Source organism: Acinetobacter calcoaceticus (assembly GCF_051947995.1).
Taxonomy (GTDB): domain Bacteria; phylum Pseudomonadota; class Gammaproteobacteria; order Pseudomonadales; family Moraxellaceae; genus Acinetobacter.
Genome location: NZ_JBLVVH010000005.1, coordinates 271,652 through 281,656, shown reverse-complemented (window position 1 = coordinate 281,656; position 10,005 = coordinate 271,652). Strand labels below are relative to the sequence as shown.

19 protein-coding genes are annotated in these 10,005 nt (G+C 37.9%); 4 read left to right on the top strand and 15 right to left on the bottom strand.

The genetic code is table 11. The features are described 5' to 3' along the window. From ACNQO6_RS12320 to ACNQO6_RS12305, 4 genes are all read right to left on the bottom strand, one after another. Nucleotides 1-422, bottom strand: a 422-nt coding sequence (locus ACNQO6_RS12320; RefSeq protein WP_440209132.1) for a hypothetical protein, incomplete at its 3' end; no start/stop codon positions are given. A 43-nt stretch (nt 423-465) separates the two neighbouring features. After that, on the bottom strand, nt 466-702 hold the full coding sequence (locus ACNQO6_RS12315) for a hypothetical protein (RefSeq protein WP_032866642.1): 237 nt from the start codon (nt 700-702) through the stop codon (nt 466-468). Nucleotides 703-867: 165 nt separating this feature from the next. Beyond that, nucleotides 868-1,041, bottom strand: a complete 174-nt coding sequence (locus ACNQO6_RS12310; RefSeq protein ID WP_440209131.1) for a hypothetical protein — start codon at nt 1,039-1,041, stop codon at nt 868-870. A 123-nt stretch (nt 1,042-1,164) separates the two neighbouring features. Next, a complete protein-coding gene (locus ACNQO6_RS12305) occupies nt 1,165-1,374 on the bottom strand; it encodes a hypothetical protein (RefSeq protein ID WP_032866640.1) in 210 nt (69 codons plus the stop codon). Between the two features lie 348 nt (nt 1,375-1,722). On the opposite strand from ACNQO6_RS12305, the gene ACNQO6_RS12300 reads away from it, so the two are divergent. Further along, nucleotides 1,723-1,899: a hypothetical protein gene (locus tag ACNQO6_RS12300; protein WP_440209130.1), complete on the top strand. Its 177-nt coding sequence runs from the start codon at nt 1,723-1,725 to the stop codon at nt 1,897-1,899. A 273-nt stretch (nt 1,900-2,172) separates the two neighbouring features. Here ACNQO6_RS12300 and ACNQO6_RS12295 read toward each other — a convergent pair whose 3' ends face one another. The 11 genes from ACNQO6_RS12295 to ACNQO6_RS12245 all read right to left on the bottom strand — a co-directional run bounded on the left by ACNQO6_RS12295 (nt 2,173) and on the right by ACNQO6_RS12245 (nt 8,269). Then, nucleotides 2,173-2,403: a hypothetical protein gene (locus ACNQO6_RS12295; RefSeq protein ID WP_062846856.1), complete on the bottom strand. Its 231-nt coding sequence runs from the start codon at nt 2,401-2,403 to the stop codon at nt 2,173-2,175. Between the two features lie 87 nt (nt 2,404-2,490). Further along, nucleotides 2,491-2,664 carry a hypothetical protein gene (locus ACNQO6_RS12290; RefSeq protein WP_440209129.1) on the bottom strand — a complete coding sequence of 58 codons (174 nt, stop codon included), beginning with the start codon at nt 2,662-2,664 and terminating at the stop codon, nt 2,491-2,493. 356 nt (nt 2,665-3,020) lie between these two features. Beyond that, nucleotides 3,021-3,554, bottom strand: coding sequence for a hypothetical protein (locus ACNQO6_RS12285; RefSeq protein WP_440209128.1), 534 nt, complete (start codon nt 3,552-3,554; stop codon nt 3,021-3,023). Between the two features lie 92 nt (nt 3,555-3,646). Further along, entirely contained in the window at nt 3,647-4,066 is a 420-nt protein-coding gene (locus tag ACNQO6_RS12280; protein WP_440209127.1) for a hypothetical protein, read from the bottom strand. A 556-nt stretch (nt 4,067-4,622) separates the two neighbouring features. Then, nucleotides 4,623-5,174 (bottom strand): hypothetical protein, encoded by a 552-nt coding sequence (locus tag ACNQO6_RS12275; RefSeq protein WP_440209126.1) that lies wholly within the window; start codon nt 5,172-5,174, stop codon nt 4,623-4,625. Between the two features lie 4 nt (nt 5,175-5,178). Then, nucleotides 5,179-5,592, bottom strand: a complete 414-nt coding sequence (locus ACNQO6_RS12270; RefSeq protein WP_440209125.1) for a DUF1064 domain-containing protein — start codon at nt 5,590-5,592, stop codon at nt 5,179-5,181. Continuing rightward, nucleotides 5,592-6,491 carry a helix-turn-helix domain-containing protein gene (locus ACNQO6_RS12265; RefSeq protein WP_440209124.1) on the bottom strand — a complete coding sequence of 300 codons (900 nt, stop codon included), beginning with the start codon at nt 6,489-6,491 and terminating at the stop codon, nt 5,592-5,594. The genes ACNQO6_RS12270 and ACNQO6_RS12265 overlap by 1 nt, the downstream gene beginning before the upstream one ends. Beyond that, nucleotides 6,488-7,402: a DNA cytosine methyltransferase gene (locus ACNQO6_RS12260; protein WP_440209123.1), complete on the bottom strand. Its 915-nt coding sequence runs from the start codon at nt 7,400-7,402 to the stop codon at nt 6,488-6,490. Before ACNQO6_RS12260 ends, ACNQO6_RS12265 begins: the two co-directional genes overlap by 4 nt. Beyond that, the gene (locus tag ACNQO6_RS12255; protein WP_440209122.1) at nt 7,399-7,683 is read right to left on the bottom strand and encodes a hypothetical protein; all 285 of its coding nucleotides are present in this window, start codon (nt 7,681-7,683) and stop codon (nt 7,399-7,401) included. The genes ACNQO6_RS12260 and ACNQO6_RS12255 overlap by 4 nt, the downstream gene beginning before the upstream one ends. 68 nt (nt 7,684-7,751) lie before the next feature. Further along, nucleotides 7,752-8,072 carry an XRE family transcriptional regulator gene (locus ACNQO6_RS12250; protein WP_126687621.1) on the bottom strand — a complete coding sequence of 107 codons (321 nt, stop codon included), beginning with the start codon at nt 8,070-8,072 and terminating at the stop codon, nt 7,752-7,754. A gap of 8 nt (nt 8,073-8,080) precedes the next feature. Beyond that, nucleotides 8,081-8,269: a hypothetical protein gene (locus tag ACNQO6_RS12245; protein WP_126687622.1), complete on the bottom strand. Its 189-nt coding sequence runs from the start codon at nt 8,267-8,269 to the stop codon at nt 8,081-8,083. 104 nt (nt 8,270-8,373) lie between these two features. Between ACNQO6_RS12245 and ACNQO6_RS12240 the strand changes: the two genes are divergently transcribed. The 3 genes from ACNQO6_RS12240 (at nt 8,374) to ACNQO6_RS12230 (ending at nt 9,994) form a co-directional block, all read left to right on the top strand. Beyond that, nucleotides 8,374-9,039: a LexA family protein gene (locus ACNQO6_RS12240; RefSeq protein ID WP_032881039.1), complete on the top strand. Its 666-nt coding sequence runs from the start codon at nt 8,374-8,376 to the stop codon at nt 9,037-9,039. A gap of 208 nt (nt 9,040-9,247) precedes the next feature. Beyond that, nucleotides 9,248-9,445, top strand: a complete 198-nt coding sequence (locus ACNQO6_RS12235) for a hypothetical protein (RefSeq protein ID WP_126687623.1) — start codon at nt 9,248-9,250, stop codon at nt 9,443-9,445. Nucleotides 9,446-9,448: 3 nt separating this feature from the next. After that, nucleotides 9,449-9,994, top strand: a complete 546-nt coding sequence (locus ACNQO6_RS12230) for a hypothetical protein (RefSeq protein WP_440209121.1) — start codon at nt 9,449-9,451, stop codon at nt 9,992-9,994. The last annotated feature ends 11 nt before the right edge of the window (nt 9,995-10,005 follow it).

Sequence of the window (10,005 nt, the reverse complement as noted above, 5' to 3'; positions counted from 1 at the left end):
TTTAAACTTTTAAGCCACTGATCAGCATGGCTCGCCTCAATCTGCGTTGGTCCTGATTCATTAATCTTGTATCGAGTTGATGATTCAATCCTTATAACGGTGTAGCCCTTCTCCCAAGCTTCATCATATTTATCCAGGCTCCAGGCTTTATTTGCCAATTTACCTTTACGTCCACCTGACCAAGGACCACCAGAAATCTCTATTAAGATCCGGTGCTCAATAAGGTGAAAGTCGAAACGCCAATGTTTTGTAGATTTGAACTGGAAAAGCTCTTCATACTTGATATCAAAGATCTGTAGAGCACGTTTCAGATCTTTAAAGGTGTCTAAGTAGGCTTGTTTGGCTTTCGGTAGCGGCCTACTTTTAGGCTTGGTTTTGGGTAGAAACTTTCTTGTGAATTTAAAATATCGTTCGGCTTCCATAAATTTTACCCATAAAAAAGAGCACCTAGGTGCTCTCTTACTCTTACTGATTTTTGTATAAGGCAAAATTTATTGCCCTTTCATATGCTTCTTCTTTCAGTTCTGTGTATACAAAGAAATACTGCTCTTGTTTGGTAGCAGGATTACTAAGCCTCATTGGTTCATAACTATGAGTATCTAAATCATCAGGATCAACATCAAATGCATCCTTCTGCTGATCGCGCCATTCTCCACTTAAAACACCACCTACACACAACCATTTAGTTGAGTTGTCAGACATATATCCCTCTTGCAATTAGTGGATACAATCTTATACCACAGAAAATCAAAAGCCCTGCTAACACATATTATTAATAGGGCTTCTTGTGACGACATACGCTCGGCTAGTTGATAGGCATTAACGCTATACAATTAAAAAGAATATCTTTTGATAAGTTAAGTTTGATTAACTACGAAGATGACTTTCGACTTTAAATGTTAAAGAAATTTTCAATTCTTTATCTATGTAAATAATTCTGTTTACTTTCATCCTTTTTTTAAGTCTCTCTAAGGTGGCATCAACTTTAGCGGTAATCAATGTTTCTTCTTCCTGATCAAGATCTGGAATATATTTAATCACTTATTTAATCCCTTAACGCATATGCTCATTGGTATTGATAAGCATATTTATAAAACATACAATTTTATTAAGGTTTTTTTACAATGTATGAATTCATGAAAAAAAACGCCTAAACGGATCTTTTCATTTTATATAGTAGCTACTACCATCTGAGCTATTAAAAACCCAATCTAATGTCGGGTAAATAATTTCACCTTTTATCAAAATATATTCAATTTTTGAACTTTGGACTCGTTTTCTTGAAAGTGTAATTTCAGTATTTTCCTCTAGATAGCATGCCTGTGCTCTTCTTTCGCTACCCTGATAATCAACAACTGTAATGTCTTTTAGCATCAATGTGCTCCAGTTTAATCATCCATAGTATGCTTAGAAGCCCATTTATACAAACTATAATTTTATAACTATCATTTTTCTTATTTTGCAGAATTTCTAAATAATTTCCTGATCAAATTATATATGTGTGCTTTATGTACCCCTACTTGAAATTCACAAGGTATGTTTTCAGTCTTTTACTGATAAGACTCAAGCAGTTATATATAATTGATTTTATGTATGAAATATTTCATCGATATAAATCTCATCTGTAGCACATATCAACACATATTGTTCTTAAAACTACCGTAGTGTAAGGGCTTTTAAAGCGTACTATGGGCTCTCCACAGTGAAGTTAAGAAGATAAAAATGTCAGGTTTCAAAAGTTTTTCACAAAATACAACTAGCCAAGAAAATACTATTAAAGCTCAATCAAATGAGCATACAGAAGTAAATTCCCCTACTGAATCTCAACCTTCACAAGTTCCAGGCATCGACAAAGATCAGCCAGGAAATAATGAACAGCCAGATCCTAACAACAAATAATTTCTTATAAACAGCGCTTTAGAGTTGTTTAATGTGCTGCTACTATTAAGAGTAAATTAGTGCACTGATTTATTTTACTATTAACTACCTTTATCAATTTGATTTGTTTAGTTATTTAAGAAATTACAACCATTCATTCCCTGAAATTGATATGACTAGTCTCTCAGATCTGAGGGGCTTTTTTAATTTTTATTGAACAGCTTTTTTTGATTTAATATCGTTCCTAATACATACAGCCCATCTTCCGATGAGCTAGATCCTTTGTAAAAAAGATTACGATAGATATGGATATTTTTGAGCTAAGTAATTATTCGCAATCCTGGTTGTTACTGCATAAGGCAATTCAGCACAAAGCCAAAAACGATATGTATTTTCACCAATGATATAACTTTGCCGATTGTATGTAGACTTTTTAGTTGAATCGATCTCGCTTGCTTCAAAGTATGTTCCTTCACGGTTAGTCACTACTACACCGTCTAAATCACCACCTATACAGATGTGCATCATACTTATCCTTAAATTTACGATTCACAGCTTAACACATAAAGTAGAAAGCCCTGCCAAGAACATTTATATCCGTAGTGGTTTTCATCAACTGCGTACATGACTTATAACTTTAAACCTTAAAGAAGTACTTAATTCTTTAACGGGAGAGGCTCCTCTTCTTTCTCTCAAAATTCTTCTACGTCTTTCATGTGCCGCATCATATTTAGCAGTAATTAAACTTTCTTGCTCTTGTTCCATGTCAGGAATGTATTCAATCACTCTACTCATCCTTTGTTAATTACATGCATCGTAGTATTGTTAAATCATGTTCTTAAAAGATGCAAGTAAATTACATGTTATAACCAAGATAAATTTTTTTTAATTGAATACAGCAATTTCACAGAGAACTATAGAGCAAAAAAAAGCCCGCATAAGCGAGCTTTTCATTGTTTGGTCATTATTAAACCGTAATATGACCAGTATAGAAAAACTATACCCTAGTTTTCGTTAAAAAGAAATATCTTTATTCCAGCTATTTTTTTAATTATCTGTTTTCGTGGTAAAAGGTAAAACCAATACATTTTTCAAATCTCAGAAACGAAAAAAGAGCCCATCCTTCGATGGGCTTATAACTATTAAAGAACAGCGATTGATGTCGTTACAACATCCGATTCATCTTCACAAACAAGGGTGAAATTGAAATACATATCCCCGTAAATTTCAGGAATAATCTTCGTATATCGATACAACTCTACTGAACCATCAATTGTTGTTACTACTTGCTCGATTTGTGTCGTGGAAATATAGGTCATTTGGTACTTAATAGGTAAGTTAGTTGTTGAAAAACCATCTCCAACATCCAATATAGTAAAATCATTTGTATGCCCATTATGACTATTATTAAAACCAAAATTTGTTCCACTAAGGTCAAATGAGTTATATGTGGACATTAACCGGAAGCCACTATGAACTTTGTCGATAGATTGCAAATGATTAGCAGCAATCAATTCAATTGTATCGCCGACATTTGCTTTTATTGCAGCATGATATCCATACATGACCATTGGTGATTCTGGTGTTCCAAAGTCAGTAGACGTATTATCCCAAACCAATTGGCCATTTGAATATGTACAATTATCTAGATACCAATTATTCGTTGTGTTTGTCATCTCGATAGCCTTTCTATATTTTGTTGTTTAATAGAAGAAACCTACTGACTAGTAGGTTTCATTACATGTTAAGTTAGTAAGAGGTTTTAGGTTTAAATCCCCAGTAGAGCGATCGCTAAAGCAGATTTCCAGTTTAATTTGGCAGTATTTACACAAATTGTTGATTGTTGAGCACCTGTTAAAATATTGATCCACGTGGTGACAAAACTTTCGACAAATGCTTCTGTGAAATTCTTGCGCATGTTGCGGATCCATTCTAAATTTTGATCCTTCAGCATATCTTCAATAATTTCTTCTGGCAGTGCTTCACCTGTAGCTTGAAGTGCATCGGCAAGGCCTTGAACAATTGAAATAAAAATTCCAAGATTCATCGTACAATTACGAATTTCTTTTAGAATTTTTTCTACAATTTCAACTACTTCATCAGAAATCTGACTTTCATCTACATAGATTGTAGTACCGTAAAGTTTTTTAATAATGTTTACATACATTTCACGTTCTTGAAGTGTCATTTCATTTTCCTTTTTTTGGATATAAAAAAACCACCCGAAGGTGGTTAGAAAAAAACGTTATCCGATGTGAATAACGCTGTACTCCCCAGGATGGGGAATTCTTTAAAATCTCATGGTTTTGATAAAGTGAATTTATTCATCCACAATAAAAAAACCGCCTTTCGGCGGTCTTGAAATTAATTACTGAATCTACTAACACAGTATTTATAATTTTCTTCTTTGCTTACATGACCCCCTATATGGACACATGAGCAAAAGTTCTCAGTTTGGTTATATTTAATGGTTTTGGGTACATCTACCCCATAACATCTAGAATCTATTCGCAACGGTTTACGGCCATATATTATTTGTCCGCTTGAGAGGGAATACCATATCCCACCTACCACAATAAAAATAAGAACAAGGATGGGTGTATTTCTTTTTAACATTATTTTAAACCTGCCCAATTGCAAAAAAGCCCTCAACAAAATGAGAGCTTTAAATTAGTCTCAGTGTTTTCTTTGTACTTCGACCAGTATATAAAAACTATACCTTTGTTTCCGTGTGAAAGGAATAGTTAAATTTCCATTTCTTTAAAAGTATTTCTTTTATAGACCTCAATAGCATTTCCTGCTTCAGATATTGCTGATTCAATCGCAAGCGTCATTAACTTCTCATATTGCTTCCAAGTCATACGATAGCAATCAACTCCCATCTGATGACAACGAATTCCTGCATAAGCCAATCTTCCTTTAGCTGTGTAGTTTTCCTCAAGCTCCGGATCTAATGCAAAGTCCAATACCATTTTTGCAATCAGCCAGGACAAATGATACATAGCAATCCCTTCTGGTTCCCTCTTCTTATCAGCCACGGCATTTTTCATCATTATATTGGCTAAATGTTGACGGACATACTCATAGTCACTTTGTGCCTTCCCTTCAAAGACAATTAGAGCTGTAACAGACTTTGCTAACTGAGTATCCATTGACGCGATAGCACCCAAGCGATCATGATAGTCTAATGGTTTCGCACCTGTGCCTCGCACACTAGGTTCAAAACTTGGTGAACTCGCCGTCAGGCCATGAGCCAACCATTCAAATTGTTCAAACTTTGCAGCAGTTGCACTCATCAACTCACACCTCTCTCACATCAATATTTAGAACCGTTTTCATCAAATGTTTTTTATTCCTATAGCTGTCTTTTTTTCTTGTTATTGCAGACTTCACATCTTCAACAACGTATTCACCAGTTGAGCTGTAATAGGTGAAATCTGCAAAATAACGCAATGCCGGCTTTGTCCGCTTTTCTCCGTCGAGCTTTATTTTTGATGCCAGTTCAAACTTAGTATGATGTTGTAATCCGGTAATCTCACCACGCTGTTGCATAGCCTTGAGCTCGATGTACCGCTTGTACTCTTTTTTGCTGTCAAAGGTCATACCATCACATTCGACCTTACTGGCATTGAACTTGTTGCGTTTAGCGGCCTTAGGCTGACGAGACAGCTTAAGGATTTCTTCCCGGTACTGGGCGAGGCTCATGCTACTCATCAGACTGCATTCCCCTTGTGTTCGTTGCTGATGTTGATCAGGTACTCAGCCCACTTTTTGAGATTTGCAGGATCTTTAAGCATTGGCTCCAAACGCTTAGCCAGTTGTTCATAGCTTTCGTTGCCAACCGAATATTTAGCGAATTCAGGTAAACGGGATAACTTGCTTGCAAAGAAATGTCTTTGTTTGTCAGTCAGCGTGTCTTTGGATTTTGCTGGCTGCTTCTGGATCGGTTGTGAGGAGTGTTTCAAACGGTCCTGTTTTGCTTTCGCTTCAAGTAACCAGTTTGCAAAGTGGTAGATCATGAGCTCATCACACATGCTCTTTTCCGCATTGAATAATTCAAATGCTCTTAGCTCACGGTTGAACCAGGTTGATGAGATAATTTCGTTAGTATCAATCTCAGGATTTGCTTGAGCAATTTCCAAACTCAATTTTTTTGAACAAAGCCAGTGGTTTTTATTTTTAGATTCTATTGGTAGATTCTTTGGGAGATTCTGTGTCCCATTAACGGCACTGTTCAAAGTCCCGTTATTGGGACTGTTAGGTATCCCATTATTGGAACTGTTCCGTTGTTGGAACTGTTCCACTTTTGGTACTGTTTCCCGACCATTAATGCCAATCAACTTGTACACCTTAACTTGTTTGGTAACACCTTTGCGTTCACCAGTATCAGCAATCAAACCATCTTGAATCAATTCTGCAATTATTTTTAGAACTGTCTTACGCTCAATCTGAGTATCATTTTCAAGTCTTTTCATACTTGGATAACAGGTATGGTCTTCTCCTGCTCGATCAGCAAGAGATAAAAGTACAAGACGTTTTAAAGGTAGGCGGCACCCACCTTTTTTTTCTTTGAGCTCAACTCTCCAAGCCCAGTTTGTGGCATCTAAACTCATACATCACCACCTAAAAATTTGAATGCGCTTTTAGCCACGACTGGAACTTGTCCATTTCCAATGGCTTTAAGTCTGTCCATCCGATGGGCCACCCCATCAGCCACTCGACCCAATCTGGGTTCAACCGACCACCATTTCCCCCTTGTGGAGAAACTGCCGTATTCAGTCGTATTTGACGCCCCTTTGCTTTTCTTTCTTCTAATGTCTCGTTGGTCCATTTGTCTGCATCGGAGGCATTTGGTGTTGGAAAATTCGCAACAGCTCCTGGCAAACCGTTTCTCGGATGAGGGCTGATTTTCCCTCTTTTGTTCCAGTCCGATGCCTTTGGTGTTGGCCACATATTGATGACAGTCTCCAATGAAGGAGATTTTCTGATGAAATCTGCTGGACTGATTCTCGGTTTCGCATCCGATGCTTTGGGAGTAGGCAACAATCCAGAGCCTGTCGCGGATATGGGGCGCTCCAAAGTTAGATGCTGAAAAACGTGTCCAGTGCGCGTCATACCCCATTTGGGCAAGATCACTGATGACTCGGGTAAGTCCTCTGGAAACAAGCATTGGTGAGTTTTCCACCCAGACTTCTCTCGGTCGAACTTCACTGATAATTCGTACCATTTCTGACCAAAGTCCTGAACGTTCCCCATCGATCCCTGCGCCTTTTCCGGCAGATGAGATGTCCTGGCATGGAAATCCTCCAGATATAACGTCAACAATGCCTCGCCATGGTTTTCCGTCAAAAGTTGTAATGTCAGACCAAATTGGGAAAGGCGGGAGAATTCCATCATTTTGTCGTTGCGCCAAAACTTGTGCGGCGTAGGCATCACGTTCAACTGCGCAGACTGTTGTACATCCCATGAGATACGATCCGAGTATTCCTCCACCAGCGCCTGCGAAAAGAGCCAACTCATTCATGAAACCTCCGCTAATACTTGTTCAGTCTTCGAAAGGCGACGCTTTGCATTCAGCTCTGTAACTGAGGCATGGCGCAATTCAGAATCTGCTGCTGTAACACGTTCGCCATTAATCAAAATGGTTACTCCTTTACTCAGTAGCCCACAAATATCCTGAACAATGAAAAGCTCATCTGAGTCAAAAGTTCTGTTGATGAACTCAAGTGGTGTTTTAATTACAACCGTATCCCCTACAATGAAATCACAGTTGTGGGTTGATAATTCGTTTGATATATTTGTCATGTTCTTAATCTCTCCAGATTGATGGACACTGACCGCTAAACCTGTTCCCGCAGGAAAGCGGTTTTTTATTATTTAAAGAGAATTCGCATATATTCTGGCGAAGTGAATGCATGCGCTAAATACACTCTTGTTGCCTCTGCCACTTCTGGCGAGCAATACACATCACTAGCCGATACAACCTTTAATTCAAGGCTATTCAATAAAGCTCCGATAAACTCAAGTTCCGTCAATCCATTGTTTTTTTTATCATTTTTCAATCTTGATAGAGTACTTCCATCAACTCCAACCTGATCCGCGACTTTGCTTTGATTGCTGGCATTAAGGTGGCGCAATATTAAGGCTGCGTTATTGCGGGCCATTTCCGTTAATTCTGGTAATACTTTGCTCATGGTTTTTCCTAAGCTTTTAAGGCTTCGCTATCGGCTTTCAATTTGCCGTCAGTTGTTACTTGCAACACTGCTTGTGTCTTCAATGGAATACCTTTGTTCTCCCACTTCCATAAGGTCACTGTTGAAATGCCTGTTTTTACTGAAAGCTCTTTGCGATTTCTACAATTGTGATAACTCATAAAATCACTGTAATTCATAGTTGCACCTAATTAACTATAGTTAATAAATCAAATTTAACACTTGTTAACCATAGTTTCAATACACCGTATTAACATTAGTTAATGTTTTGGAAATGTTTGTTATGTCTTTACACGAACGTATTAAGCAAAAATTAGATGAGAAAAATCTAAAAGCTGCAGATCTAGCAAGGGCGACAAAGAAGTCTGCCGTATCTGCTAAGAAATGGCTTGACGGGGTTAGTGTTCCTACAGCTGAGAATTTAAAAACGATTGCTAAGTTCCTAGGTGTAACTGATGACTGGCTTTTATTTGGTGGTAAGGAACAGCAAACAGTTGATAACAACGTATCCAATAAACCAGCTCGATTAGCCCCTGTCTTGTCATGGGTTCAAGCTGGAACATTTACCAATGTTCAAGCAGTAGATATGTCCCAAGTAGAAGAATGGCTACCACTTCCAGAAGAGTGTACTAATTGTTTTTATCTCAAGGTTCAAGGGATTAGCAATCAACCCGATTTCCTTGAAGGTGATTATATTCTGGTTGATCCAGATGTGTATTACAGTGATATGCAATCTGGTGACATGGTTGTAGTAAGGAAATTTGAAGACGCAACTTTCAAAAAATTAGTCATCGAAACAGATGGTTCTCGATATATGCAGGCTCTAAATCCTAACTTTCAACCTAACATTATTCCTTTGGATGAGCATTGCCATTTTGTGGGACAAGTTGTTGATTGCATGCGCTATACATATCGAGCAAAAAGAAGAACTAGACCTAATCATAGTTAATTATTAATTAATAGAAGACCCGCCGTGAGCGGGTTTTCTTTTGTGAATTAATAAAACATTATATTAGTGTTAAGCAAATTATTAACCATAGTTAATTTAATTCTTGACTAAAAAATTAACCATAGTTAATATAAATCTCATGGATAGCAAAAAGCCCCGAAAAATCTTGGCGGACTGGACGGGGCTCTTCACTTACATGAGATAGATTATGAAACAAAAACTTATACGTAGTCAAACGTCCCAACGTTTACACCAGCACCCTACTGCTGCTGATTATCAGGTCAGTACACTCGACTTCATCAAAGCCAATCTAAAAGATGCGCTTAAGCTCTTCCCTATTATTTTAGCTGTTTTCCTGCTCTGGCTGATCCTTACTGCTGTTGTTTACGGCATTTTTGGAGGATAAGTCATGGCACAATTACAAACAGCTTCCAGCCCAAAAACCAAGCCATTTAATAGCTCATTATCGAACATAATACAACCGACAAGCTATGACGCACAGCGACTTGAAAGCCCTGTAAATACTGGGCATTCAGCATCATATAAACATGGTAAGACCAGTAATATGGAGCCTGTCATGCAAAAGAAACGCTATACCACACCATTCGCAGAATTCATCTGTAAAGACGTGAATGGCTACTACAACGTACGCCTTGGCCCAAAAATTTATCTGGTCAACGTATCGTTAAATTACACCCCTGATTTTGATACAGAATTTTTCGGTGGCTTTCAGGCTGCTGCTTTTAACTGGCAATCTATTCTCGTTAAGGAAACGCCAGATAGTCAGCCTCGCCCGATCAATGAGGAAGAATTATCTGTGTATTGGCTAAAAGGTAATATCAAGAAACTCGTAAATTACCAACGCGCCATTCAACGCAGTGCCAAAAGCCAAACCCCACGCTATAGCAAAGAACAACGTATTGATTACCGTAACGCGCAGTACAACGGTGCCTAAGGAGATTTAAG